Source organism: Streptomyces sp. NPDC001056 (assembly GCF_053598955.1).
Window position 1 is genome coordinate 15,966 of sequence record NZ_JBSFLI010000039.1, and the last position, 26,038, is coordinate 42,003.

Here is a 26,038-nt window from a genome sequence, read left to right on the forward strand (position 1 = left end):
ACGGCCGCCCGCACCCTCAGTGGTGCAGGATCTTGGACAGGAAGTCCTTGGCCCGGTCGCTGCGCGGATTGCTGAAGAACTGGTCGGGCGCGGCCTGCTCGACGATCCGGCCGTCCGCCATGAAGACCACCCGGTTGGCGGCCGACCGGGCGAATCCCATCTCGTGGGTGACGACGATCATCGTCATGCCCTCACGCGCCAGCTGCCGCATGACGTCCAGGACCTCGTTGATCATCTCGGGGTCGAGGGCCGAGGTCGGCTCGTCGAAGAGCATGACCTTCGGGTTCATCGCCAGCGCCCGCGCGATCGCTACACGCTGCTGCTGGCCGCCGGACAGCTGGGCGGGGTACTTGTCGGCCTGGGTGCCCACGCCGACCCGGTCGAGCAGGGCCCGCGCCTTCTCCTCGGCCTGCTTCCTGTCCGTCTTGCGGACCTTGATCTGGCCCAGCATCACGTTTTCGAGCACGGTCTTGTGCGCGAAGAGGTTGAAGGACTGGAAGACCATCCCGACGTCGGCGCGCAGGCGCGCCAGCTCCCGCCCCTCGTGCGGCAGGGGACTGCCGTCGATCGTGATGGTGCCCGAGTCGATCGTCTCCAGGCGGTTGATGGTGCGGCACAGGGTCGACTTGCCGGACCCGGAGGGCCCGATCACGACCACGACCTCGCCGCGGTCGATCGTCAGGTCGATGTCCTGGAGCACGTGCAACGCGCCGAAGTGCTTGTTGACGCTCTTCAGGACGACCAGTTCGTCGGAAGCGGCCCTGTCCTCCTTGGCCACCGATACTTCGGTCATCGCTTCACGGCTCCGTCCTCCTCGGTTTCGGAGGACAGTAATGAGGGCTTGTGACCTGCGTCATCACATCTGAGGGAGATCTGAGGATCACGATCCGGTAGCTGTCGTACACATGTCGTAGCGGGATCCGCCAGGATGCGTATCGGCCGCATAACGGAAGCGGCGGGCAACCGGAACCCTCTTGACGGCGTCCTGCTCCATCGGCGTCACTGCCATGGTGCACCCGTGCGCGCACATGATCCGCAAGCCGGACGAACGATGTCCGTACGACCACTGAACCGGAGGGGGCCGAAATGAGACTGCTGCTCGTCGAGGACGACAACCACGTCGCCGCGGCCCTGTCCGCCGTGCTCACCCGGCACGGATTCGACGTGACCCACGCGCGCAGCGGCGAGGAGGCCCTGCGGGCGCTCGTCCCCGAGAGCGACGGTTTCGGCGTGGTCCTGCTCGACCTGGGCCTGCCCGACCAGGACGGCTACGAGGTCTGCGGCAAGATACGCAAGCGCACCAGCACCCCGGTGATCATGGTCACCGCCCGCGCCGACGTCCGCTCCCGCATCCACGGGCTCAACCTGGGCGCCGACGACTACGTGGTCAAGCCCTACGACACCGGGGAACTGCTCGCCCGCATCCACGCCGTGAGCCGGCGCACCGTCCACGAGGAGACCGCCCAGGGCGGCGAGGGCCTGCTGCACCTGGGCCCGGTGCGCATCGAACTGCCCACCCGCCAGGTCAGCGTGGAGGGCTCGGTCGTCCAGCTCACCCGCAAGGAGTTCGATCTGCTGGCCCTGCTCGCCCAGCGCCCCGGCGTGGTCTTCCGGCGGGAGCAGATCATCAGCGAGGTCTGGCAGACCAGCTGGGAGGGCACCGGGCGCACCCTGGAGGTGCACGTCGCCTCCCTGCGGGCCAAGCTGCGCCTGCCCGCGCTCATCGAGACCGTCCGAGGCGTCGGCTACCGGCTCGTCGCCCCGGCCGCCTAGCGGGGCCGGGTGCGCACACGGCTGCTGCCGCTGCTCATCGTCCTGATGGCGGCCGTCCTCCTCGCCCTCGGCGTGCCGCTCGCCGTCAGCATGGCCGCCGCCGAGCAGCAGCGGGTCGTGGTCGACCGGATCGACGACACGGCACGCTTCGCCGCGCTCGCCCAGTTCGTCACCGAGGTCCCCGGCGGCTCCCGCCGCACCAGCACGGACGAGCGCCGGCAGGCCCTGCGCAGCGAACTGGATAACTACTACGGCGTCTACGGCATCCGTGCCGGTGTCTTCTACCGCAACGGCTCCGCCATGGCCAACGCGCCCGGTGACTGGTTCGTACCGCGTACGGGGGAGGTGCGGGAGGCGTTCGGCGAGGCGCTGCTCAGCCGCCGCAGCCACGACCCGCGGCAGGCGTGGCCCTGGCAGCACAGTCGGCTGGTGGTCGCCTCGCCGGTGATCCGGGACGGCGACGTCGTCGCGGTCGTCGTCACCGACTCGCCCACCGGGCCGCTGCGGTGGCGGATCCTGCACGACTGGCTGCTCGTCGGGGCCGGTGAGATCGCGGCCATGCTGCTCGCCGTCGGCGCGGCCCTGCGGCTGACCGGCTGGGTGCTCCGGCCGGTACGGGTCCTGGACGCCACCACTCACGACATCGCCACCGGGCGCCTGAAGTCCCGGGTGGCGGCCGCCGGCGGGCCACCGGAACTCAGACGCCTGGCCCGGTCGTTCAACGAGATGGCGGACCATGTCGAGGACGTGCTGGAGCAGCAGCGCGCCTTCGTCGCGGATGCCTCGCACCAGTTGCGCAACCCGCTCTCGGCGCTGCTGCTGCGCATCGAACTGCTCGCGCTCGAACTCCCCGAGGACAACGAGGAGATCGCCTCGGTGCGCACGGAGGGCAAGCGCCTCGCGCAGGTCCTGGACGACCTGCTCGACCTGGCGCTCGCCGAGCACGCCGAGGCCGATCTCAGCCTGACCGACATCGGCGCGCTGGCCGAGGAACGGCTGGCCGCCTGGACGCCGGCCGCGGAGGCCAAGGGGGTACGGCTGACCGGCGACTGCCCGGCCACCACCGGCTGGGCCGACCCGATCACCTTCTCCAGCGCACTGGACGCGGTGATCGACAACGCGGTGAAGTTCACTCCCGAGGGAGGCAGCGTCGAGGTCGCCGTCTCCTTCGAGGGCGAGACATCGAGGGTCGTCGTCACCGACACCGGACCCGGCCTGACCGACGAGGAGATCGCGCGCGTGGGCGACCGCTTCTGGCGCAGCGGCCGCCACCAGAACGTCAAGGGCTCCGGGCTCGGCCTGTCCATCACCCGCGCGCTCCTGGAGGCGGGCGGGGGCTCGATCGCCTACGGCCACCACGAGCCGCGGGGGCTGCGGGTGACGGTCTCGGTGCCGAGGTTCAGGGCTTGACCGAGCGGTAGTAGCGGCGGGCGCCCTCCTGGAGCGGGAGGGGGTCGGTGTAGATCGCGGTGCGCAGGTCGACCAGCTGGGCGGAGTGGACGTGCGCGCCGATGCCGTCCCGGCTCTTGATCACCGTGCGGGTCACCCACTCGGTGAGCCGGGGGTCCATGTCGGCGCGGGTCATCAGCAGGTTGGACACCGCGATCGTCGGCACCTCCTCGCCCTGCTGGACGCCCGGGTACGCCGACTCGGGCATGTTGGCGGCCCGGTAGTAGCGCGTCTCCTCGCCCTGCGCGTGCAGCTTGCCGACCAGGCCGGCGTCGATCGGGAGGAACCGGAAGGCGCCCTTATCGGCCAGCGTGACCAGGCCCTTGGTGGGCAGGCCGCCCGACCAGAAGAACGCGTCGATCCCGCCCTGTTCCAGCCGGTCGGGACCGGTGTCTATGCCGTCGGCGGCCGGGATGATGTCCCGGTGCGGATCGATGCCCGCGGCCCGCAGCACCCGGTCGGCGATCAGCTTCACCCCCGAGTCGGGCAGGCCGGTCGCGACCCGCTTGTGCCGCAGGTCCTCGATGTCGCGGATGCCCGAGTCCCTGCGCACGACGAGGTGCACGTAGTCGTCGTAGAGCCGGGCCACCCCGCGCAGTCGCCCGGCGCCGCTGCCGTGTTCCAGCTCGTACGTCTGCACGGCGTCCGCCGCCGCGATGGTGAAGTCGGCCTTGCCGGTCGCCACCCGCTGGACGTTCTCCTGCGAGCCCGCGCTGTTGAGGAGCTTCACCTTCAGGCCGGGCATGTCCTCGGCCAGCTCGGTGCGCAGCCGCTCGCCGTACTCCTGGTAGACGCCCTTGGGCGTGCCGGTGCTGAAGACGATCGTCCCGCTCGGCGGCTTCTCGCCCAGCGGCAGCAGCCACCACAGCAGCAGACCGAGGACGAGGACGCCGGCGGCCGCGGCCGGCAGCGCCCGGCGCCCGCCGACGCGGGGGAACAGCTTGGACATGCCGTGATCCTGCCAGGCGACGTACGGCGCTGACCAGGGCCGGGGCTGTGAGCTGGGACGCGGCCGGGGCCGGGCCGGGACGGCGCGGTGGTGCGGAGGCGGTGCGCGGTCGGTCCGCGGGTGTTGTCGGTGGTGGCGGTTACAGTCGTCGCATGAGCACTTCGCCCGTCGAACTCGTCCGTGAGTTCCACCGCGCCTTCGGCCTGGACGCCCGCAGCACGCCCACCGAGGTGTCGCCCGAACTGGCCGCCCACCGCTGGGACATGCTCGCCGAGGAGGCCGCCGAGGTCGGCGAGGTCGCGGTCGAGGGCCCGCTGGACAAGCTGGCGCACGAACTGGCGGACGTGGTGTATGTGGCGTACGGCACCGCCCTGGTCCACGGCATCGACCTGGACGAGGTGATCGCCGAGATCCACCGCGCCAACATGAGCAAGCTCGGCCCCGACGGACAGGTCAGCCGCCGCGCCGACGGCAAGGTCCTCAAGGGCGAGCACTACCGGGCACCGGACGTGTCGTCGGTCCTGCGCCGCCAGGGCTGGATACCGGCGGCGCAGGACACGGCCGCGGAAGCGGGCGCGGGCGCCCAGGAGGTCCCCTCCGGGGGCTCTAGAGGATGATGCACGTCGTGGTGGCGTGGGCGATCAGCCTGCCCTGCTCGTCCAGCACCTTCCCCTCGGCGGTCGCGGTGCGGCGGCCGGCGTGGATGACCGTGCCCTCCGCGGTCAGGGTCTGTCCGTCCGTGCGGGCCGCGCGGATGTAGTTGACCTTGAGTTCGAGGGTCGTGTAGCCCACGCCGGCGGCGAGCGTGGTGTGGACGGCGCAGCCCATGGCGGAGTCCAGGAGGGTCGCGGCGATGCCGCCGTGGACGGCGCCGAGCGGATTGGCGAAGTCGGGGCGGGTGTCGAGCGAGACGACGACACGGCCGTGCTCGACCTCCTCGAAGCGCATGCCGAGCAGGCGGCCGATGGAGGGGATGTCGGCGGGGCGTTCGCTCTGCACCCAGCGCATCAGTTCCAGGCCGGTCATGGCGGTGAAGTCGACGGTGGACACGGGTGTCTCCTTGGCTGGGGTCGTCGCGGGCGCCCCGGACGAGGCGACCGGGCGCGCGGGGAAGCGCTCGGCGGGGCGGTGGTCAGCCCAGGGGGGCGACGGTGTCGCGCAGGGCGGCGAGGACCGGGGCGTACATGCGGGCCTTGATGGTGCCGAGGGTGTCGCCCGCCTTGGCCGTCTGCGCACGGGCGGTCTCGACGGCGGTGGCGAGTACGTCCTCCTCGGCGACCGCCTGGTCGACGATGCCGGCGGCCGCGGCGTCCAGTCCGCCGTAGCGGCGGGCGGTGACCATGGCCTCGTGGGCGGTCCGCGGCGCGAGCCGGGACTGGACGAGGGCGGACATCCCGGGGGTGAAGGGGATGTCGATGTCCGCCTCGGGCAGGCACCAGAAACCGCGGTCGGCGCGCATGACCCGCAGGTCGTGGGCGAGGGAGAACATCGCGCCGGCGGCGAAGGTGTGTCCCTGGAGCGCGGCCACGGTGACGAGGGGCAGCGACAGCGTCCGTGCGAACAGTCCGTGCACGGAGACGACGTACTCCAGGTGCTCGTCGGCGTGGGCGAACAGCCAGTCCAGGTCGAGCCCGTTGGACCAGAACTTGCCCGTGGCGGCGGTGACCAGGGCGCGCGGCCCCTCCGCCTTCTCCACCTCCGTCAGCGCGGCGTCGACGGCGGTGAGCCAGTCGGGGTGGAAGCGGTTCTCTCCGTCTCCGAGGTCGAGGACGAAGACGTTGTCCTGACGGTCGAGCGAGGGCATGACGACTCCTTCGGGTTGAACGGGTGTACTGCTGACGGGTGGTGGTGCCGGGGTCGTACGGCGGCCGGCTCCGCGGTCACGTCCCGGGGCGCAGGGCGTGGACGAGCAGCTCGTGGATCTCGGCGGCGGCCGCATCCAGCGGGGCGGTGCTCCGCTCGGCCCGGCACATGATCACCGCGCCTTCGACCGCGGCGATGACGAAGGAGCCCAGCCTGTGGCCGCGCTCCTCGGTCAGGCCGTGCCGGACGAGCAGGGCGGCGAGAGCCTCCTGCCAGCGCCCGAAGACGGCGGCCGCGGACCGGGCCAGCTGGGGCGCGTCGTCGTTGGTCTCCACGGCCACCGCCACGATCGGGCAGCCCGCCCTGAAGTCGCTGCCCACCACCTGGTCGCGCCACAGGGCGAAGAACGCGTCGACGGCCGCGACCGGATCGTCCGCCCGCGCGGCGGCGTCGATCAGCCCCGCGACGAAGTCCCCGGCGAGCGCCACCGCCTCGTCGATGAGCTGCGCCCGCCCGCCGGGGAAGTGGTGGTACACCGAGCCACGCGGGGCGCCGCTGTGCGCGAGCACCTTGTCGACGCTTGTGCCGCTCGCACCGTACTCGCGCAGCAGGGCGGCGGCGCTGAGGACCATCCGGTCACGGCTGTCGCTCCGGCGCGGGCTCACCCCCCACCACCTCTCCGACGAGGGGGCGCGAGGCGGCCCCGGCGTTCTACTCGTCGGTAACTTAAGGTGTATGGCATAGGACATGCAAGAGGGCGGGCCCACCTCGCCGTGCGACGGTGTCGCGTCAGGTGCGGGGACCCGTGCCGCCCAGCCGGGTCAACAGGTCCGCGAGCAGGGGGACTTCCCGCTCGCCCCAGGCCGGGGCGGCGAAGAGTTCGTCCGCCGTCTCCTCGGCCGTGGCCAGCATCTCCTTCAGGCGGTCCCGCCCCGTCCCGGTCAGCGAGGCGTAGGCCACGCGCGCGTCCCGGGCGTCCGGTTCCCGGGTCACCAGGCCGATCCGCTCCAGGGGGACCAACGCCCGGGTGACCCCGGAGGCCGTCAGGCCCAGCGCCTCGGCGAGGTCGACCCGGCGCATCCGGCCGCCGGGCGCCTGTCCCAGCCGGAGCAGCAGGGTGAAGTCGGCGAGGCTCACCCCGTGCAGCCCGCCGAGCCGGGCGTCGAACCGTCGTACGAGAGCCGCCTGGGCCCGCACGAGGCGCAGGGCCGCGTCCAGGGCGTCACTCATGGCGCACATCCATCGGGCATCTCCTTGCGAGTTCCTTGAGTAGTCAAGTTCATGGGCCGGATGCGCGCGAAGGCGCTACGCGTCGGCCGCCCGTGCCGCTCGGCGCTGGCGCTTGCTCAGGGGGGCCTGGGACAGGTCCTCGGCGGAGGAGCGGAGGTTCTTGAAGCCGTAGCCGCGCTCGGTCAGCCATGTCCGGGCCGCCGCCTCGGCGCGCTCGGTCGCCGCCAGAATGTCCTCCTCTTCCTCCCCGGTGTCCGAGAAGCGGAAGACGAAGGCCGGCCGGGCGGCGATGTCGTAGGTCAGGCTGCCCTCGGGGGTGAAGGCGGCGCGCAGCACGTCATGGGCGGCGGCGTCGGCCAGCAGCGCGGCCCGCTGGTCGTCGGTGAGGCCGTCGAAGACACCGCGCACGCTGACGCGGAAGGTTCGGATGCTCATCCGGCGACCATAGGCGCGTCGGGGCGCGGTGCACCACCGGCTTTTCGCGGCGGTCCGGCGGGAGCGGCGCCCGCACCGGGCACGGTGCACGCGTCGCTCCCGCCGGACCGTGGCTACTGGAAGGCCAGCCGGGCCGCGAAACCTATCAGCAGCAGCCCCGTGACCTGTTCGACGCGGGCCCGCACCCGCGGCCGGCGCAGTATCCGGCCGAGCCGGTCCACGCTGGTCACGTACAGCGTGAACCAGAGCAGGTACAGGATCGCGAACACCAGGGACAACAGCAGCGCCCGGGGCAGCACGCTGCCCCGGGCGGGCAGGAACTGCGGGAGGAAGGTGACGAAGAACAGGGCCACCTTCGGGTTGAGCGCGTTGGACAGGAACCCCTGGCGCAGCATCCGGCGGCCCCGGCCCGTCCGGGGTGTCGTACCGCCCGCGGCCTCGTCGTCCGGCGCGCCCTCCCGCAGGGTCCGGCGGGCGCCGCGCAGGGTCGCGATGCCCATCCACACCAGGTAGGTGGCCCCCACCACCTTCAGCACGGTGAAGGCGGTGGCGGAGGCGAGCAACAGGGCCGAGATGCCGAGCGAGGCCGCGGAGACATGGACGCTGAGGCCGAGCACCCCGCCGAGCATGGTCAGCAACCCGGCTCTACGCCCCCCGGCCAGCGCGTTGCGGGTCATCAGGGCCTGGTCCGGTCCCGGGATCACGATGAGGACCAGACAGGCCGCGGCGAAGGTCAGCACGGTGTGTTCCGTTCCGCGCGGACCGCGGCGAGGACCGCGGCCAGCGCCCGCTGGACGGGAACCGGCCGTTCTCGCAGATAGAAGTGCCCGCCGGGAAAGCGGCGGACGGCCGTCCCGGCCGAGGTGTGCTCGTCCCAGGCCGCGAGTTCGTCCGCCGTGATCCGGTCGTCCTCGCCGCCGAACACGGTGAGCGGCACCGGCAGCGGTTCCCCCGCCTGCCAGGCGTACGTCTCCAGGACCCGGTAGTCCGCGCGCAGCGCGGCCGCGGCCAACTCGCGCAGTTCGGCCGAGGTCAGCACCTCGTCCGGCAGCCCGCCGTGCAGCCGGGCGACGGCATCGAGCAGTTCGTCGTCGGGGAGCCGGTGCAACCGCCCGCCGGGGTAGGGAAGATGGGGTGCCCGGAAGCCCGAGACGACCAGCCGGGCCGGCAGCGGACGGCCGGCGGCGGCCAGGGCGCGCGTCACCTCGTACGCGAACAACGCGCCCAGGCTGTGGCCGAAGAAGACGAACCGGCCCGCCGGAAGGGGCACTTCGGCGACGAACGCCTTGACCAGCTCCCGCATCGACCCGGGCACGGCCTCGTTCAGCCGCGGCACGCGCCCCGGCAGCTGGACCGCGTGCACCCGCGCCGTGCGCAGATCACGGGCCCAGCGCAGGTACTCGGCGGCCGTACCACCCCCGTGCGGAAAGCAGTACAGGTCGCAGGCGGCGGCGCGCGGCGCCCCGCTGAGCAACCAGTCGGGCACGGAACTCACTCTCCCGCCGGGCGTCGTGCGGCCAGATGCGCGGCGAGGGCGTCGACCGTGAAGTGGTCGAAGACCTCCTTGGGCCGGAGCGGCACGCCGAGTTCGTCGCGAGCCTCGGCGCAGATGACCAGGGTGGTGGCCGAATCGACGCCGAGCAGGCCCAGTTCGGTCGCGGGGTCGATCCGGTCCGGTGTCACGTCGAGCAGTTCGGCGATGAAGCCGACCAGCCAGTCGGCGGCGGACTCGGGGGTGCGCGGGGAAGCCGTGGTGGTCACCGTGCTCACCTCTTCTCGGTGATGGGCTCGGACGGGCCGAGAAGCTGCTCCAGATGTCCGTCGAGCGCTTCGACCGTGGTGTACTCCAGGACGGTGCGGACCGGGACGGGCACCCCGAACGCCGACTGGAGCTGTGACGCCAGGCGCGCGGCGAGCAGGGAGTCGCCGCCCAGTTCCAGGAAGTCGTCGGCCAGGTCGATCTGGTTCAGGCCGAGCACCTCCTTCCAGATGTCGACGAGCTTGCGCTGCCGGTCCGTGCGGGGCGGCCGGGTGGCCCTGCCGCGCACGCTGCCGCGCCGGCCGGCCTGGGCGAGCGCGGCGCGGTCCACCTTGCCCGTGGGGCTCAGCGGCAGCTCGTCCAGCGCGAACAGCTGGGCCGGCACCATGTGCCGCGCGAGCCGTTCGGCGGCGAAGGCGCGCAGCTCCTCGGGGGCGAACCGGCGCTGCACGGAAGGTCCTTGGGCGACGAGCACGTCGAAGCCGACCGACGCGGGCCCGCCCGTGGTGGTCAGCGGCGCCGACCGCGGGAAACCGGCCGCGGTCAGCTCCTGCTGCCACTGGGCGCGGTCGAGCAGGCAGTGCGCCTGGCGCAGCTCGGTGTCCTCGAAGTTGTCGTAGCCCTGCTGCAAGCCCATGACCAGGTCGAACCACGGGTGGAAGGTGGTCTGTTCGACGAGCAGCAGCACCCCGCCGGGGGCGAGCACCGAGCGCAGGGCGGAAAGGGTGCGGCGCACCTGCCGCATGTCGTGCAGCACGCTGGCGGCGATGACGAGGTCCGCCGACTGGCCGCCGAAGCCCTGCGCGGCCGGCGGCCGGTCCAGATCGAACACGTCGCAGCGGAGGAAGGGGTATGCGGCGAACTCGGTCTCCGCGCGGTCGAGGAAGTAGCGGGAGACGTCCGTGAAGACGTAGTCGGTGCGGTCGGCGGGCAGCAGCGGCAGCAGGTGCCGGGTGAGCGAGCCGTAACCCGCGCCGACCTCCAGCACGTTCAACGACCGGTCGGCGGGCCAGCGCTCGGCCATCGCCCGTACGGCGGCGGTCGCGGCGGTGTACGTCGGCCCGAAGAGGCGGGCGTAGACACCGGGGGTGCGGTCGGAGGCGTACAGCTCGGCGGAGTGGACGCTCTGGGTCAGCACGCCCGACAGGTTCCCGGCGAGGCCGAGCATCCAGTCGGTGACGTCCTCGGGAACCCCCAGCGTCCCGCCGAGGGCGTCGCGGGCCCGCGCACGAAGCGACTCCGGCAGGCCGTCGGGCAGTTCACGGTCCACGACCAGGCCGCCGCCGGCGCGCCGCAGATACCCCGCCTCCTTGAGGGCGGCCACGGCACGGGCCAGCCAGCGTTCGTAACGGGGGGCCACCCCGACACCGCGCAGGGCCGCCGGGTCGAACGGCTCGCCCGGCAGACGGGGCAGGCCGAAGGCGCGGAAGGCACTCGCGGTGGCGGTGACGTACACCTCGTTCAGCGCGTCCCAGACGGTGCGCAGCTCCCCGGGAGACGGGCCCTCGGCGGGCCGCCCGGCCGTGCCGGCGAGGGCCTCCCACTGCGCCGCGCGCAGCGCCTCGTCCGCCCGCTCGGTCACGAACAGCGTGTCGTCGTGGGTGGGTACGACATATCCCAGCAGGCGGGCCGCGCCGTCCTGGTCCGAGGACTTCACCACGACCGCGCTGTCCACCCCCGGATGCGCGGTGAGCGTCGCCTCGATCTCCCCGAGCTCCACCCGGTGCCCGTTGATCTTCACCTGGCCGTCCCGGCGGCCCAGGAACTCGATCGCGCCGTCGGCGCGGTAGCGCCCGAAGTCGCCCGTGCGGTACAGGCGTTCCCCGGTGCGCGGGTGCGTCACGAAGGACGCCGCGGTGCGCTCCTCGTCGGCCCAGTAGCCACGGGCCAGGCCCACGCCGCCGATGTACAGCTCGCCCGGTGTCCACACCGGGCACGGGTCCATACGGGCGTCCAGCACATGGAAGGTCTGGTTGCGCAGCGGAACGCCGTACGGGATGGTCTTCGCGCCCGGCTCCACCTCGTCGACGACATGGTGGATCGACCAGATCGACGTCTCGGTCGCGCCGCCCAGCGAGACGACCCGCGCCTCGGGCCACAGGCCGTGGATCCGGTCGGGCAGGTCGACGGGTATCCAGTCGCCGCTGAGCAGGATCAGCCGCAGCCGCTCCGGGAGTTCGCCGCCCACCTCCAGGTGCTCCACGAGCATCTGCATCTGCGCCGGGACGGAGTTCCACACCGTCACACCGTGCTCGCTCATCAGCTTGGACCAGTGGGCCGGCTCCGAGCGCAGCTCCGGGTCGGGCAGGACCAGGGCCGCCCCGGTCGCGAGCGCGCCGAAGGTGTCGTACACCGACAGGTCGAAGCCGAGGTCCGCGAGGCCGAAGACGCGGTCCTCGGGGCCGACGGCGAACCGCTCGTTGATGTCCGCGACGGTGTTGAGGGCGGCGTGGTGCTCGATCATCACGCCCTTGGGGGTGCCGGTGGAGCCGGAGGTGTACAGGACGTACGCCAGATCGCCGGGCTCGGCGGGTACCGGCACCCGGCGTCCCTCCGCCGCCTCGGGCCGCACCTCGTCGACGCGCGGGCGCGGAAGGCCCTCGGGCCAGCCCAGGGCGTCCGTCGCGGCGTCGGTGAGGACCGCGAGCGCCCGGCCGTCGTGCAGCAGCCCGGCCCGGCGCCGCTCGGGCAGCGCCGGGCTCACGGGCAGGTAGGCGCCGCCGGCCAGCAGCACGCCGTACGCGGCGGCGATCTGGTCGGCGCCCTTGGGCAGGCCGATGCCCACCAGGCGGTCGCGCAACCCGTCCGTGCCCAGTGCGGCCACCTCGCCGGCCACCGCCCGCGCCCGCGCGGCGAGTTCGCCGTAGGTCAGGGCGCCGGTCCCGGTCAGGACGGCGGGCCGCTCCGGATGCTCGGCCGCCCGGTCGAGGAACGGCTCGTGCAGCAGGCCCGAGGGGCGCTCGCCGCTGGTGTCGTTGGCGCGTTCGCGGCCGGCGAGCTGGTGTCCGGGCAGCTCGACGGTGATCTCCTCGGCCCACATCGCGTCGTCGTCGGCGAGCCGGGCGACCAGCGAGGTGTAGGCGGCGAACATGTCGTCCAGCAGGCCCTCGGGGAACAGCTCCTCCACGCAGTCCCAGGTCAGGTCGAGCGAGCCGGTGAGGTCCACCACCTGGTGGTCCAGCCAGACCTGCGGGGTCTGACTCACCCGGTAGGTGATGTCGCCGAAGTAGCTCAGCGGCCCGGAGACGTCCGCGGCGGTGCCGAGGCCGCTGGTGAAGACCACGGGCATCGTCTCGAACCCGCTCTGCAGGCCGAGGCGACGGCGTTCGCGCAGCGCCTCCAGCGCGCTGACCTGCCGGTACCGCAGATCGTGCTGCAACTGCGCCTGGGTGGCCCCGACCCGCTCGGCGAGCGTACGGCCCGTCGAGGCGTCCGTCTCCAGCAGGCAGATGGAGGTGAAGTCGCCGACCATGCGCCGCAGGTGGGGATGGACCGTGCGCCCGCCGTTCTCCGTCTCGGCGAGCAGCAGCGGCAGCCGGTTGAACAGGGTGAGATTGAGGGTGAAGCGGCGGGACCCGCCCCACACGGCGAGGACCTCCGAGAACAGGGCCGCCAGCACGGCGGTCGGCGTCAGCCCCCGGTCCTCGCAACGCCCTTGCAGCGAACGCCACTTGTCCTCGGGCAGATGGAACTCGCGGTGGGTGAAACGCGGCCGGTGCACGCTCACCGGCGACTTGGCCAGGGGGAGTTCGGGCGGCGGGGCGAGGGTGGCGGCCCGGGACGTCCAGTAGGCGAGCGCCTTCTGGTAGCGGGGCGCCCGGGAGCCCCGCTGGAGTTCCAGGGCGTAGTCGCGGAAGGTGACGTCCACCGGCGGCAGTTGGAGGCCGGGGTCCTGGCACAGCGCGCTCCACTCGCTGAACAGCAGGGTGAGGCTGGCCAGGTCGACCATCAGCAGGTCGACGCTGACGTGCAGGCGGTCGTGGTCGGGCAGCCGGCTCAGCCGCAGGTCGAACAGCGGCCAGTCGGACGCCGTGTACACCCGGTGCGACATCTCCTCCCGGGCGTCGAGCAGCGCGCGCTCCCTGTCCTCGTCCGAGGCGGAGCGCAGGTCGGTACATCGGACCTCGAAGCGGGGCACGGTCCTGAGCACCTGCTGGCGTCCGTCGGGGCCGACGACCGCGCGCAGCATGTCGTGCCGTTCCACCAGCCGGCGCCAGGCCGCGGACAGCACCTCGGGGTCGAGGCGGCGGCCCTCCAGTTCGAAGTACGCGTGCGGGGCCACGTTCCCCAGGACGAAGTTGGGGCCCCGGCCGACCCAGTACGCGTACTGGATCTCGGTCAGCGGGAACGGCTCGAACCGTTCCCGCCCGGGGGTGTTCGAGGAATTGCGGACCTTCATGGAGCTCCCTCTCCCTAGAGGTCACAGACGAGTTGTGCCGGTGGGACGGTGCGCGAAGGTGCGGGTGGGGGTGCGCGTGCACTCCGGGCCGGAAGAAGGCGGAAGGCGAGTGCGGCGAAGGCGACGGAATACCGAACACGGGCCGGATACGTCACTCAGACCGTCGACGAATTATCATCCATACGTGGGGCGGCATATTCTTCCGTGGCACGGCCCGGAGAGCGGTAAGACTCCTGGTGGCGTGGGCCGGAAGAGGTTCGTGAATTTCCCCGGGTACTCACAAAACCCCCTGGATAACGGGTCTGGCCAGGTAAACCCCGGTGAAGTCAAGCAGCGCCCGCCGAAGGCGGTCAAGCGGTCGAATATGTCATTGGCGAGAACCCGTGGCCGCCGCAAACCGGGCATTACCGCGCCGCTCCCGATTCCGGAAATCGGGTCCCGGTGCGCGCATCCCGGCGGGAAGGCATTCCGTTTTTCGGACGGAACCGGAGAGGCCGCCGTGTCTCCTGAAGTGTTCTTTGCACGCGCGTTGGCCGGAAGAGGACCCCCGGAAGCGGGGCGGTGAACCGGTTCCCGGGACCGCCTACCCTTGACCCATGACCAGCAGCAGCGACCGGAGCCCCGCAGTGGACGTGCCCGCACCCAAGAGCTACGAGATCCGCACCTATGGGTGCCAGATGAACGTCCACGATTCCGAGCGATTGGCCGGGCTGCTGGAAGAGGCCGGGTACGTGCGGGCGCCGGAGGACGCCGACGGCGACGCGGACGTCGTCGTCTTCAACACGTGCGCGGTGCGGGAGAACGCCGACAACCGGCTGTACGGCAACCTCGGCCGGCTCGCGCCGAGGAAGGCGTCCCGCCCCGGCATGCAGATCGCGGTCGGCGGCTGCCTCGCGCAGAAGGACCGCGACACCATCGTGAAGAAGGCGCCCTGGGTGGACGTCGTCTTCGGCACGCACAACATCGGCAAGCTGCCGGTCCTGCTGGAGCGCGCCCGCGTCCAGGAGGAGGCGCAGGTCGAGATCGCCGAGTCGCTGGAGGCGTTCCCCTCCACACTGCCGACGCGGCGCGAGAGCGCGTACGCGGCCTGGGTGTCGATCTCCGTCGGCTGCAACAACACCTGCACCTTCTGCATCGTCCCGGCGCTGCGCGGCAAGGAGAAGGACCGCAGGCCCGGCGACATCCTCGCCGAGGTCGAGGCGCTGGTGGCCGAGGGCGTCTCCGAGATCACGCTGCTCGGGCAGAACGTCAACGCGTACGGCTCCGACATCGGCGACCGCGAGGCCTTCAGCAAGCTGCTGCGCGCCTGCGGGAACATCGAGGGCCTGGAGCGGGTCCGCTTCACCTCGCCGCACCCGCGCGACTTCACCGACGACGTCATCGCCGCGATGGCCGAGACGCCGAACGTGATGCCGCAGCTGCACATGCCGCTCCAGTCCGGCTCGGACACGGTCCTGAAGGCGATGCGCCGTTCGTACCGGCAGGAGCGGTACCTCGGGATCATCGAGAAGGTCCGTGCCGCTATCCCGCACGCGGCGATCACCACCGACATCATCGTGGGCTTCCCCGGCGAGACCGAGGAGGACTTCGAGCAGACGCTGCACGTGGTGCGCGAGGCGCGGTTCGCGCAGGCCTTCACCTTCCAGTACTCCAAGCGCCCCGGGACCCCGGCCGCGACCATGGAGGACCAGATCCCCAAGGAGGTCGTCCAGGCGCGGTACGAGCGGCTCGTCGCCCTCCAGGAGGAGATCTCCTGGGAGGAGAACAAGAAGCAGGTCGGCCGCACGCTGGAGCTGATGGTCGCGGAGGGCGAGGGCCGCAAGGACGGCGCCACGCACCGGCTGTCCGGGCGCGCCCCCGACAACCGGCTGGTCCACTTCACCAAGCCGGAGCAGGAGGTGCGGCCCGGTGACGTGGTCACCGTCGAGGTGACGTACGCCGCCCCGCACCACCTCCTCGCCGAGGGCCCGGTCCTCGCCGTGCGCCGCACGCGCGCCGGCGACGCGTGGGAGAAGCGCACCGCCGAGGAGGCCGCGAAGCCGGCCGGCGTGATGCTGGGCCTGCCGAAGATCGGCGCCCCCGAGCCGCTGCCGGCGGCGAGCGGGTGCGGCTGCGACTGACGGGTGCGTACGGCCCGCCGCCCGGCGGGGCGAGCCGGGCCGTGAAGCGGCACTGAGCCCGGCCGGGGCGTGGGCCCCGGCCGGGCTGCCCGCGCACCCCGGTGCCGGGTTACCCTGCCGATCATGCTTGTCGCCGCCGCCGTCTGTCCCTGCCCGCCGCTGCTCGTGTCCGAGGTCGCCGCGGGTGCCGCATCCGAGATGGACACCGCGCGCGCGGCCTGCACGGACGCGCTCGGCGTGCTCGCGGCCGCCCGCCCCGACCTGCTGGTGGTCGTCGGCCCCGCCGGGCCGGGCGCAGGGGGAACGTTCCCGCAGGGCGCCCGGGGCTCGTTCCGGGGCTTCGGCGTCGCCCGGGACGTGCGGCTCGGACCCGCCGAGGACGCGGTCGCGGGGCGCGAGCTGCCGTCCTCCCTGGCCGTCGGCGCCTGGCTGCTGGAACGCACCGGCTGGGCGGACGCCCCGGTCGAGGGCCTCGGCGCGGAGGAGACGCTCACGCCGGAACAGTGCGCCGAGACCGGGCGCGGAATCGGCGCCCGCGCCGCTCGTGTCGCCCTCCTGGTCATGGGCGACGCCAGCGCCTGCCGCACGGTCAAGGCCCCGGGCTACCTGGACGAGCGAGCGGCCCCCTTCGACGCGGCGGTCGCCCGGGCCCTCGCCGCCGCGGACCTCCCGGCCGTCCTCGCCCTCGACCCCGGCCTCGCCCGGACCCTGAAGGCATCCGGCCGCGCCCCCTGGCAGATCCTGGCGGGCGCCGCCGAGGGGGCGGACCTCGACGGCTCCCTGCTGTACGAGGACGCGCCGTACGGGGTGGGGTACGTGGTCGCGACGTGGTCCTAGCGGGACCGAGCCGGTCGTAGGGGGCCGGGCGAACCGGTCCTGGCGTGCCCGCGTCGGCCGCTCGCCTCAGGACGTCGGCGGCGGTCCCTGCGGCGGCGTGGGGGGATGGGGCCGCGCGTCCGGCGCGCCGTGCGGGTGCTCGTCCCTGTGGGCCAGACGGTCCATGGCGCCCTTCGCCTTGCCCGTGCCGGCCTGGATCTTGTCGGTGTACTTGTGCTTGGTGCGGTCGTCGACTGCCTTGGCGGCCTTGTCGAGGCCGTGGTGCACCTTGTCGCCGTGCCGGCGCGCGAGGTCGGACACCTTGTCCCTGGCCGGGCCGAGCCTGGCCTTCATGTTGTCCAACAGACCCATGATCCACCTTCCCTCGCGGAGCGATCACCCGCGGACGCCCTCGGCGGGCTGCCGACGGGGACCGTGGTCCAGAAGTCGCGCGAACACGCCCATATCCACTCCATACGGTACTCGCGCGGGGGCCTTCCCGCGTCACCGAGTGCGTACGGTCGCGCCGCCCGGGTCACCGTCCCGCACGGCCCGCGCACGGCACCTCACCTCGGGCGACGAACCGTCTCGAACCCCTCGTCGCGCAACTCGTTCGAGACCTCGCCACGGGGTTTGCGAGACTGGTGCGGTGAGCAGCGCACCCCTCGCCCCCCGCGTCATCGCCGTCGTCGGCCCCACCGCGGCCGGAAAGTCCGATCTCGGCGTCTTCCTGGCCCAGCAGCTCGGCGGCGAGGTCGTCAACGCCGACTCGATGCAGCTCTACCGCGGGATGGACATCGGCACCGCCAAGCTGACGCCCGAGGAGCGCGGCGGCGTGCCGCACCATCTGCTGGACGTCTGGGACGTCACGGTCACCGCCTCGGTCGCCGAGTACCAGAAGCTGGCCCGCGCCCGCATCGACGCGCTGCTCGCCGAGGGCCGCTGGCCGGTCCTCGTCGGCGGCTCCGGGCTCTACGTCCGCGGCGCCGTCGACAACCTGGAGTTCCCCGGCACCGACCCCGAGGTCCGCGCCCGCCTGGAGGAGGAGCTGGCGCTGCGCGGCTCCGGCGCCCTGCACGCCCGCCTGGCCGCCGCCGACCCGGAGGCCGGCCGCGCGATCCTGCCCAGCAACGGCCGCCGCATCGTGCGCGCCCTGGAGGTGATCGAGATCACCGGCCAGCCCTTCACCGCCAACCTCCCCGGCCACGACTCGGTCTACGACACCGTCCAGATCGGCGTCGACGTGGCCCGGCCGGAGCTGGACGACCGGATCACTCGGCGCGTCGACCGGATGTGGGAGGCCGGCCTCGTGGACGAGGTGCGCGCGCTGGAGGCGCGGGGGTTGCGCGAGGGGCGCACGGCGTCGCGCGCGCTGGGATACCAGCAGGTGCTCGCGGTGCTCGCCGGTGAATGCACCGAAGCGGAGGCGCGCGCCGAGACCGTGCGCGCCACCAAGCGCTTCGCGCGCCGACAGGATTCCTGGTTCCGCCGCGACCCCCGTGTGCACTGGCTGAGCGGTGCCGAGGCCGACCGCGGGGAACTTCCGCAGCAGGCCCTGACGTTGGTCGAACGACCGGTTACAGCCTGATCACGTGATGGCATCGGGATGCGCCGCCGGTCATCGCCGCCTCCGGCGCCGTGCCATCATCGAGCTTCGATCGACCAAGTGGAGTCCTAGTTGGGAGGGCGCGTGGCGATGGAGGCCGGCCCTCGCGACACCGCACCGGGTGCCGAGCACGTCACCACCGAGGGTGACCGACCGGACCGGGACGAGGACCTACGGAGCGAGGGCGAGGACCGGCTGGGCGAGGAGGAACGCCGCTCGGCCGGAAGCGATTATCCGCTCGCCGATGTCGGGCAGTCCCTGGCCGACATCGAGGCCGAGGCCGAGGACCGTCTCACCGACGACGGGCCCGACGAGACCACGGACGGCGTGACCGCCGACGGCCCGACGCCGGAGGAGATGTACTCCGGCGGCCCCGAGGTCGAGGTCGAGCTGCGGCCACAGCGCCGGCTGCGCATCTGGCAGCTCGCGCCCATCGTGGGCCTGTCCGCCCTCGGCTCCCTGATGTTCGCCTTCCCGCTCGCCTTCGACGGCGACAGCGGCGCGGTCATCGCCATGCTCGGCCTGCTGATCTGCTGCTGCGCCGCCGGCTGGGGCATGATGGCCGCCCGCCGGGTGGGCTACACCTGGCCGGGCCTGCCCCCGCGCGGCTCCGGCCGCCGTCCCGACTGGCGCGTCGTCCTCGGCTACGCGCTGCTGGTCGCCGTGGTGGCCGTACTCGCCGTCTGGCGCGTGGCCAGGCTGCGCTGACGGCTGACGGCTGACGGCTGACGGCTGACGGCTGACGGCTGACGGCCGACGCCCGACCGCGGGCTCCGGCCGGGCGCCGAAGCCGTCGCGGGACTGCCCCCTGGGCCCGCGGAAGCCGTCGTGGAACCTCCGCCGCACCCACCCCGTACGATCGAGGAATGAGCACGCGGATCGCCTTCCTCAAGGGTCACGGCACCGAGAACGACTTCGTGATCGTCCCGGACCCCGACAACGCCATCGAGCTGTCCCCGGCCGCCGTGGCCGCCCTGTGCGACCGCCGGGCCGGCATCGGCGGCGACGGCGTGCTGCACGTGGTGCGTTCGGCCGCGCACCCCGAGGCGCGGCGGATGGCCGACGAGGCCGAGTGGTTCATGGACTACCGCAACAGCGACGGCTCGATCGCGGAGATGTGCGGCAACGGCGTCCGGGTCTTCGCCCGCTACCTCCAGCACGCCGGCCATGCCGCCGAGGGCGACCTCGCGATCGCCACCCGCGGCGGCGTGAAGAGCGTCCACATCGCCAAGGACGGGGACGTGACCGTCGGTATGGGCAGCGCCCGCCTCCCCGAGGGGGACGTCACGGTGCGCGTCGGCGAGCGCAGCTGGCCCGCGCGGAACGTCAACATGGGCAACCCGCACGCGATCGCCTTCGTGACCGACCTCGCGCACGCCGGCGACCTGTACACCCCGCCGCCGGTCAGCCCCGAGAGCGCCTACCCGGAGGGGGTCAACGTCGAGTTCGTCGTGGACCGCGGCCCCCGCCATGTCGCGATGCGCGTGCACGAGCGCGGCTCCGGCGAGACCCGCTCCTGCGGCACCGGTGCCTGTGCCGTCGCCGTGGCCACCGCGCGTCGCGACGGCGCGGACCCGGCCGTCACCGGCACCCTCGCGACGTACACCGTGGACGTGCCCGGCGGGCGCCTGGTCATCACCGAACGGCCGGACGGCCAGATCGAGATGACCGGCCCCGCGGTGATCGTCGCCGAGGGCGAGATCGACGGCGAGTGGCTGGAAAACGCGCTTCGCTGACCTGCCGAAACCGCCCTCAGGGCGGCCTCGGGCGCCCGGAGCAGTGGTTCCCGGGCGCCGGGTCCGATCGAATCCACGGGCGACCCCAGGGCAGGTGGCGCAAAACTTAAACCTCCTTTTCGTCGCTCGAATGGGTGATCCGTTTCACGCTCGGCGAGAGGCGGTCGGTCGCACGTGGTGGGCTCGATAGCATCAAGCACCGGCACGGACGGGGGAGCGTCGGCATCCCTGAGCCGCGCATGCCCTGGGGATCCGTCCGCCGGTCCACGAGCCGGAGGTGCCCATGAGTGCGGAGGCCACGAACCCCCCGACCCCGGTCCCGGTAGTGCCCGCGGCGGCGACGGCCGCCGCGGCACCCGCGACGGTGCGCCGGAAGTCCCGGCCCAGGATCGATCTGCGCCGGCTCGGCCGGGCCGCGCTGCTCGGTTCCGCCGCCCGGGACAGACTGCCCGACGCGATCGGCCACGTGGTGGAGGCGCACCGCGCCCACCATCCCGACGCCGACCTCGAACCCCTGCGCCGCGCCTACGTCCTGGCCGAGTCCTCGCACCGCGGCCAGACACGCAAGAGCGGCGAGCCGTACATCACCCACCCGCTCGCCGTGACCCTCATCCTCGCCGAACTCGGCGCCGAGACCACGACGCTGACGGCCTCGCTGCTGCACGACACCGTCGAGGACACCGAGGTGACGCTGGACCAGGTGCGCGAGCAGTTCGGCGAGGAGGTCCGCTACCTGGTCGACGGCGTCACCAAGCTGGAGAAGGTCGACTACGGGGCCGCCGCCGAGCCCGAGACCTTCCGCAAGATGCTGGTCGCCACCGGCAGCGACGTGCGGGTGATGTCGATCAAACTCGCCGACCGGCTGCACAACATGCGCACCCTCGGTGTGATGCGCCCGGAGAAACAGGCGCGGATCGCGGGTGTCACGCGTGACGTCCTGATCCCGCTGGCCGAACGCCTCGGTGTACAGGCCCTGAAGACCGAACTGGAGGACCTGGTCTTCGCCATCCTCCACCCCGAGGAGTACGAGCACACCAGGGAACTCATCGCGGAGAACGCCGCCCGCGCCGAGGACCCGCTCGCCGTGGTCGCCGAGGAGATGCGCGCGGTGCTGCGCGAGGCCGGTCTGTCCGCCGAAGTCCTCATCCGCCCACGCCACTTCGTCTCCGTGCACCGAGTGGCCCGTAAGCGAGGACGGTTGCGCGGCACCGACTTCGGCCGGCTCCTGGTGCTGGTGGCCGAGGACGCCGACTGTTACGGCGTACTGGGCGAGCTGCACACCTGTATGACGCCGGTGGTCTCGGAGTTCAAGGACTTCATCGCCGTACCGAAGTTCAACCTGTACCAGTCGTTGCACACCGCCGTCGCCCTCCCCCGGACTCGAAACGGCTCGCCCGGGGGGACCCCCGCGGACGGACAGACCGTCGAAGTCCTCATCCGCACCCACCAGATGCACAAGGTCGCCGAGGCCGGCGTCATCGCGCTGGGCAATCCGTACGCCGCCGACGCCTCCGGTGCCGACGACCCCGCCGACGGCGAGCGCGCCGACCCCACGCGCCCCGGCTGGCTGTCCCGGCTCCTGGAGTGGCAGCAGGCCGCGCCCGACCCCGACACCTTCTGGTCCACCCTGCGCGAGGACCTCGCCCAGGACCGTGAGATCACCGTCTTCCGCCCCGACGGCGGCACCCTGGGCCTGCCCGAGGGCGCCACCTGCGTGGACGCCGCGTACGGGCAGTACGGCGAGGACGCGCACGCCTGCCTCGGGGCCCGCGTCAACGGCCGCCTGGCCACGCTGAGCACGGTCCTGAAGGACGGCGACACCGTCGAACTCCTCATGGGCCAGGACCCCGCCTCCGAGCCCTCCCGCGAGTGGCTGGAGCACGCCCACACCCCCGCCGCCCGCATCGCCATCCAGCGCTGGCTGGCCACGCACCCCGGCGGGGGCGCCCCGGCCGAGCAACCGGCCGGCTATCGCGCCGACGCCGACTTCCCCGAACGGCGCGCCGCCGCGGCCGGCCCCGGGGGGCGCACCCAGGGCGCCGACGTCCGCACCGACCGCCCCGGTGCCGCCGTGCGCCTCGCCGGATGCTGTACGCCCGTGCCGCCCGACGAGATCACCGGCTTCCCGGTGCGCGGGGGAGTGGTGACCGTGCACCGCCTGGAGTGCGCGGCGGTGGCGCACATGAAGAGCAGGGGGCGTGCGGAGATCGGGGTGCACTGGGGGGACACCACCGCGTGCCGGGTCACCCTGGTCGCCGAATCGTTCGGCCGCCGCGGTCTGCTCGCCGATCTCACCGAGGCGATCGCCCTCGCGGGCGGCGACATCGTCTCCGCCACGGTGGAGCCGCCGAGCGAGCAGCGGGTGCGCCACACCTACACCCTCCAACTCCCCGACGCCGCGGACCTGCCGGCCCTCATGCGCGCCATGCGGGACGTACCGGGCGTCTACGACGTGAGCCGCGCCCGACACCAGGCCCCGTCCCCCTGAACCCCGGAGCCGCGGGGGGCCTGGGCGGCGCCGGCGCGGTATGGAGCGTGTGTACGACGTGAGTCGCGCCCTTGAGCGGGCGGCGCCCTCCGAACCCCGCAGCGGGCGACCCGTTCGGGTGGGTCGGGTGCGCGTCGCCGCCGCGGGGCGTGCGGGCGCTGGTAGCGGTGGTCCATGCTGCTCAACCCCCGTTACCGGGCCACCTCGGGCCCTGCCCCCCGGCGCCGGGCGGCCCGCAACCGCCGCAAGGCCGTCCTCCTCGCCTCCGCCGCCTCCCTCTGCTCCCTGTGCCTGCTCGGCGCCGCCGCCCCGCCCGTGCCGCTCGGCGTCGGCGACCGGCTCTACCCGACGCTCGGCAACCCCGGCTACGACGTCGCGTCGTACGACCTGGACCTCACCTATCCGGGCGCCAACGACAAGCCGCTGGAGGCCGTCACCACCATCGACGCCTGGGCCACCGCCGACCTGGACCGCCTCAACCTGGACTTCGCGCACGGAACCGTCCGCTCCGTCAAGGTCGACGGCGTGCCCGCGGACTTCGCCGGCGCCGGGGAGGACCTGGTGGTCACCCCCGTGCAGCCGCTGCGCCGGGGCGACTGGATCCGGATCACCGTGCGGCACACCAGTGACCCGAGGCCCGGCGAGGACCACAAGGGCGACGGCGGCTGGGTGCCCACCACCGACGGCCTCGTCATGGCGAACCAGGCCGACGCCGCCCACCTGGTCTTCCCGTGCAACGACCACCCGTCCGACAAGGCGATGTTCACCTTCCGGGTCACCGCCCCGAACGCCTACACCGTGGTCGCCAACGGCCTGCCCACCGGCTCCGAGCGGGTCGGCGGCAACACCACCTGGACCTACCGCACCCAGCACCCCATGGCCACCGAACTGGCCCAGGTGTCCATCGGCCGCTCCGCCGTGCCGCGCCGCCAGGGCCCCCACGGACTGCCCCTGCGCGACGTCGTGCCCAGCGCCGACCGCAAGACCCTCGAACCCTGGCTCGCCAGGACGCCCGACCAGATCACCTGGATGGAGGGCAAGGTCGGTCCGTACCCGTTCGAGACGTACGGCGTGCTCATGGCGAACGCCACCACCGGTTTCGAACTGGAGACACAGACCCTCTCCCTCTTCGAGAAGAACCTGTTCACCGAGTCCGCCTACCCCAAGTGGTACGTCGAGTCGATCATGGTGCACGAGCTGGCCCACCAGTGGTTCGGCGACAGCGTCAGCCCCGCTTCCTGGTCCGACGTATGGCTGAACGAGGGGCACGCGACCTGGTACGAGGCCCTGTACGCGGAGGAGAAGGGCCACCAGCCCATGATCGACCGGATGAAGGCCGCCTACCGCGCCTCCGACGGCTGGCGCGCCTCCGGCGGTCCGCCCGCCCGGCCCAAGGAGCCCGAGCCCGGCCAGAAGATCAGCATCTTCCGGCCCAGTGTCTACGACGGCGCGGCCCTCGCCCTCTACGCCCTGCGGCAGGAGGTCGGCCGCCCGGCCTTCGAGCGCCTGGAGCGGATCTGGGTCCGCGACCACCGCGACGCCAACGCCTCCACCAGCGACTTCATCAACCTGGCCTCGCAGGTCGCCGGCCGTGACCTCGCCGGCTTCCTGCACGCCTGGCTGTACGACGCGAAGACCCCGCCGATGCCGGGACACCCGGACTGGAAGCCGGCGGTCCCGCCCCAGAAGGAGGGGAAGGCGGCCAAGCGGCCGGCCCGCAGATGAGGCGGCGGGCGGCGCCGGGCGCCGGGACTCCGCGGTCCCGGCGCCGCCCCGGCCCTCGGTGACCGCCGTCTCGGGCCCCGTGATAACACGGTGACGGGACGCGCCGCCTCGTGCGACCATCGTCGGGTCGGCGCCGCGCGGGACACGGGAATCTCCCGGGGTACCCGAGCGTTGACCATCACGAGCGGCCTGCCGGGCCGCCGTACCGACGCCGCCACGGCACACCCATCGACGTAAGGATCCAATGACCTCCTCTTCTTCCCCTTCCCAGGACGCCAAGCGCATGGCGCACGCCTACCCCGAGGGTCTTCGGGCCGATGCCCTGATGGAAGAGGACGTCGCCTGGAGCCACGAGATCGACGGAGAGCGGGACGGCGACCAGTTCGACCGCTCCGAGCGCGCGGCCCTGCGCCGCGTGGCGGGTCTGTCCACCGAGCTGGAGGACGTCACCGAGGTCGAGTACCGACAGCTCCGCCTGGAGCGGGTCGTGCTCGTCGGCGTATGGACCACCGGCACCGCGCAGGACGCCGACAACTCCCTCGCGGAGCTGGCCGCCCTCGCGGAGACGGCGGGCGCGCTCGTGCTCGACGGCGTCATCCAGCGCCGCGACAAGCCCGACGCGGCCACCTACATCGGCTCCGGCAAGGCCCTGGAGCTGCGCGACATCGTCCTCGAAACGGGCGCGGACACCGTCATCTGCGACGGTGAACTGAGCCCCGGCCAGCTGATCCAGCTGGAGGACGTCGTCAAGGTCAAGGTCATCGACCGCACCGCCCTGATCCTGGACATCTTCGCCCAGCACGCCAAGTCCCGGGAGGGCAAGGCGCAGGTCGCGCTCGCGCAGATGCAGTACATGCTGCCGAGGCTGCGCGGCTGGGGCCAGTCGCTGTCCCGGCAGATGGGTGGTGGCCGCGGCGGCCTCGCCACCCGTGGCCCCGGTGAGACCAAGATCGAGACGGACCGGCGGCGGATCCGCGAGAAGATGGCGAAGATGCGCCGGGAGATCGCGGAGATGAAGACCGGCCGCGAGATCAAGCGCCAGGAGCGCCGACGCAACAAGGTGCCCTCGGTCGCCATCGCGGGCTACACCAACGCCGGCAAGTCCTCCCTGCTCAACCGGCTCACCGGCGCGGGCGTCCTGGTCGAGAACGCGCTGTTCGCGACCCTGGACCCGACCGTGCGCCGCGCGGAGACCCCGAGCGGCCGCCTGTACACGCTCGCGGACACCGTCGGCTTCGTCCGGCACCTGCCCCACCACCTGGTCGAGGCGTTCCGCTCCACCATGGAGGAGGTCGGCGACTCCGACCTGATCCTGCACGTGGTGGACGGCTCGCACCCGGTCCCCGAGGAGCAGCTCGCCGCCGTGCGCGAGGTCATCCGGGACGTCGGCGCCACCGACGTGCCCGAGATCGTCGTGATCAACAAGGCGGACGCGGCCGACCCGCTGGTCCTCCAGCGGCTGCTGCGCGTCGAGAAGCGCTCCATCGCGGTCTCGGCCCGCACCGGCCAGGGCATCGCCGAGCTGCTCGCGCTCATCGACGAGGAGCTGCCCCGCCCCTCGGTCGAGGTCGAGGCGCTGGTGCCGTACACCCACGGCAAGCTCGTGGCCCGCGCCCACACCGAGGGCGAGGTGATCTCCGAGGAGCACACCGCGGAGGGCACCCTGCTCAAGGCCCGGGTGCACGAGGAGCTGGCGGCGGACCTCGCGCCGTACACGCCGGTCTCCGCGGCCTGACCCACGGCAGCACGC

At 72.7% G+C, this 26,038-nt stretch carries 23 protein-coding genes; 11 read left to right on the plus strand and 12 right to left on the minus strand.

Annotated features, from left to right (window positions below; genetic code table 11):
- Positions 1-16: 16 nt before the first annotated feature.
- A complete protein-coding gene (locus tag ACWDD7_RS32135) occupies positions 17-793 on the minus strand; it encodes an amino acid ABC transporter ATP-binding protein (protein WP_450459971.1) in 777 nt (258 codons plus the stop codon).
- Positions 794-1,086: 293 nt separating this feature from the next.
- Between ACWDD7_RS32135 and ACWDD7_RS32140 the strand changes: the two genes are divergently transcribed.
- A complete protein-coding gene (locus ACWDD7_RS32140) occupies positions 1,087-1,773 on the plus strand; it encodes a response regulator transcription factor (protein ID WP_351869811.1) in 687 nt (228 codons plus the stop codon).
- A gap of 9 nt (positions 1,774-1,782) precedes the next feature.
- The gene (locus tag ACWDD7_RS32145) at positions 1,783-3,183 is read left to right on the plus strand and encodes an ATP-binding protein (RefSeq protein WP_450459972.1); all 1,401 of its coding nucleotides are present in this window, start codon (positions 1,783-1,785) and stop codon (positions 3,181-3,183) included.
- On the opposite strand, the gene ACWDD7_RS32150 is transcribed toward ACWDD7_RS32145, so the two are convergent.
- Positions 3,173-4,171 carry a TAXI family TRAP transporter solute-binding subunit gene (locus ACWDD7_RS32150; protein WP_450459973.1) on the minus strand — a complete coding sequence of 333 codons (999 nt, stop codon included), beginning with the start codon at positions 4,169-4,171 and terminating at the stop codon, positions 3,173-3,175. The genes ACWDD7_RS32145 and ACWDD7_RS32150 overlap by 11 nt on opposite strands.
- A gap of 152 nt (positions 4,172-4,323) precedes the next feature.
- On the opposite strand from ACWDD7_RS32150, the gene ACWDD7_RS32155 reads away from it, so the two are divergent.
- Positions 4,324-4,788: a pyrophosphohydrolase domain-containing protein gene (locus ACWDD7_RS32155; protein WP_450459974.1), complete on the plus strand. Its 465-nt coding sequence runs from the start codon at positions 4,324-4,326 to the stop codon at positions 4,786-4,788.
- Here the strand turns inward: ACWDD7_RS32155 and ACWDD7_RS32160 are convergent.
- The 9 genes from ACWDD7_RS32160 to ACWDD7_RS32200 all read right to left on the minus strand — a co-directional run bounded on the left by ACWDD7_RS32160 (position 4,778) and on the right by ACWDD7_RS32200 (position 13,797).
- Positions 4,778-5,197, minus strand: coding sequence for a PaaI family thioesterase (locus ACWDD7_RS32160; RefSeq protein WP_450459998.1), 420 nt, complete (start codon positions 5,195-5,197; stop codon positions 4,778-4,780). The genes ACWDD7_RS32155 and ACWDD7_RS32160 overlap by 11 nt on opposite strands.
- Positions 5,198-5,303: 106 nt before the next feature.
- Entirely contained in the window at positions 5,304-5,975 is a 672-nt protein-coding gene (locus ACWDD7_RS32165) for an enoyl-CoA hydratase-related protein (protein WP_392216778.1), read from the minus strand.
- Positions 5,976-6,051: 76 nt separating this feature from the next.
- Positions 6,052-6,639: a TetR/AcrR family transcriptional regulator gene (locus ACWDD7_RS32170; RefSeq protein WP_450459975.1), complete on the minus strand. Its 588-nt coding sequence runs from the start codon at positions 6,637-6,639 to the stop codon at positions 6,052-6,054.
- Between the two features lie 124 nt (positions 6,640-6,763).
- Entirely contained in the window at positions 6,764-7,204 is a 441-nt protein-coding gene (locus ACWDD7_RS32175; RefSeq protein ID WP_450459976.1) for a MarR family winged helix-turn-helix transcriptional regulator, read from the minus strand.
- Positions 7,205-7,279: 75 nt separating this feature from the next.
- Positions 7,280-7,639: a DUF6204 family protein gene (locus tag ACWDD7_RS32180; RefSeq protein WP_450459977.1), complete on the minus strand. Its 360-nt coding sequence runs from the start codon at positions 7,637-7,639 to the stop codon at positions 7,280-7,282.
- A 113-nt stretch (positions 7,640-7,752) separates the two neighbouring features.
- Entirely contained in the window at positions 7,753-8,379 is a 627-nt protein-coding gene (locus tag ACWDD7_RS32185; protein ID WP_450459978.1) for a LysE family translocator, read from the minus strand.
- Positions 8,373-9,125 (minus strand): thioesterase II family protein, encoded by a 753-nt coding sequence (locus ACWDD7_RS32190; RefSeq protein WP_450459979.1) that lies wholly within the window; start codon positions 9,123-9,125, stop codon positions 8,373-8,375. Before ACWDD7_RS32190 ends, ACWDD7_RS32185 begins: the two co-directional genes overlap by 7 nt.
- A 5-nt stretch (positions 9,126-9,130) precedes the next feature.
- Complete coding sequence (locus ACWDD7_RS32195; protein ID WP_351881300.1) at positions 9,131-9,400, minus strand: acyl carrier protein; 270 nt, start codon at positions 9,398-9,400, stop codon at positions 9,131-9,133.
- A 5-nt stretch (positions 9,401-9,405) separates the two neighbouring features.
- Complete coding sequence (locus ACWDD7_RS32200) at positions 9,406-13,797, minus strand: amino acid adenylation domain-containing protein (RefSeq protein ID WP_450459980.1); 4,392 nt, start codon at positions 13,795-13,797, stop codon at positions 9,406-9,408.
- Between the two features lie 596 nt (positions 13,798-14,393).
- On the opposite strand from ACWDD7_RS32200, the gene miaB reads away from it, so the two are divergent.
- Together miaB and ACWDD7_RS32210 are read left to right on the plus strand one after the other, a co-directional pair.
- Positions 14,394-15,917: a tRNA (N6-isopentenyl adenosine(37)-C2)-methylthiotransferase MiaB gene (gene miaB / locus ACWDD7_RS32205; protein WP_392216787.1), complete on the plus strand. Its 1,524-nt coding sequence runs from the start codon at positions 14,394-14,396 to the stop codon at positions 15,915-15,917.
- Between the two features lie 123 nt (positions 15,918-16,040).
- Positions 16,041-16,754: a class III extradiol dioxygenase subunit B-like domain-containing protein gene (locus tag ACWDD7_RS32210; RefSeq protein ID WP_351876946.1), complete on the plus strand. Its 714-nt coding sequence runs from the start codon at positions 16,041-16,043 to the stop codon at positions 16,752-16,754.
- 66 nt (positions 16,755-16,820) lie between these two features.
- On the opposite strand, the gene ACWDD7_RS32215 is transcribed toward ACWDD7_RS32210, so the two are convergent.
- Positions 16,821-17,105, minus strand: coding sequence for an antitoxin (locus ACWDD7_RS32215; protein WP_450459981.1), 285 nt, complete (start codon positions 17,103-17,105; stop codon positions 16,821-16,823).
- A gap of 277 nt (positions 17,106-17,382) precedes the next feature.
- On the opposite strand from ACWDD7_RS32215, the gene miaA reads away from it, so the two are divergent.
- The 6 genes from miaA (at position 17,383) to hflX (ending at position 26,023) form a co-directional block, all read left to right on the plus strand.
- Positions 17,383-18,321: a tRNA (adenosine(37)-N6)-dimethylallyltransferase MiaA gene (gene miaA / locus ACWDD7_RS32220; protein WP_392216791.1), complete on the plus strand. Its 939-nt coding sequence runs from the start codon at positions 17,383-17,385 to the stop codon at positions 18,319-18,321.
- 108 nt (positions 18,322-18,429) lie between these two features.
- Positions 18,430-19,047, plus strand: coding sequence for a hypothetical protein (locus ACWDD7_RS32225; RefSeq protein WP_450459999.1), 618 nt, complete (start codon positions 18,430-18,432; stop codon positions 19,045-19,047).
- Positions 19,048-19,205: 158 nt separating this feature from the next.
- Entirely contained in the window at positions 19,206-20,075 is an 870-nt protein-coding gene (gene dapF / locus ACWDD7_RS32230) for a diaminopimelate epimerase (RefSeq protein ID WP_450459982.1), read from the plus strand.
- A gap of 283 nt (positions 20,076-20,358) precedes the next feature.
- Complete coding sequence (locus tag ACWDD7_RS32235; RefSeq protein ID WP_450459983.1) at positions 20,359-22,563, plus strand: RelA/SpoT family protein; 2,205 nt, start codon at positions 20,359-20,361, stop codon at positions 22,561-22,563.
- A gap of 174 nt (positions 22,564-22,737) precedes the next feature.
- On the plus strand, positions 22,738-24,288 hold the full coding sequence (locus ACWDD7_RS32240) for a M1 family metallopeptidase (protein ID WP_450459984.1): 1,551 nt from the start codon (positions 22,738-22,740) through the stop codon (positions 24,286-24,288).
- A 244-nt stretch (positions 24,289-24,532) separates the two neighbouring features.
- Positions 24,533-26,023: a GTPase HflX gene (gene hflX / locus ACWDD7_RS32245; RefSeq protein ID WP_450459985.1), complete on the plus strand. Its 1,491-nt coding sequence runs from the start codon at positions 24,533-24,535 to the stop codon at positions 26,021-26,023.
- Positions 26,024-26,038: the final 15 nt, after the last annotated feature.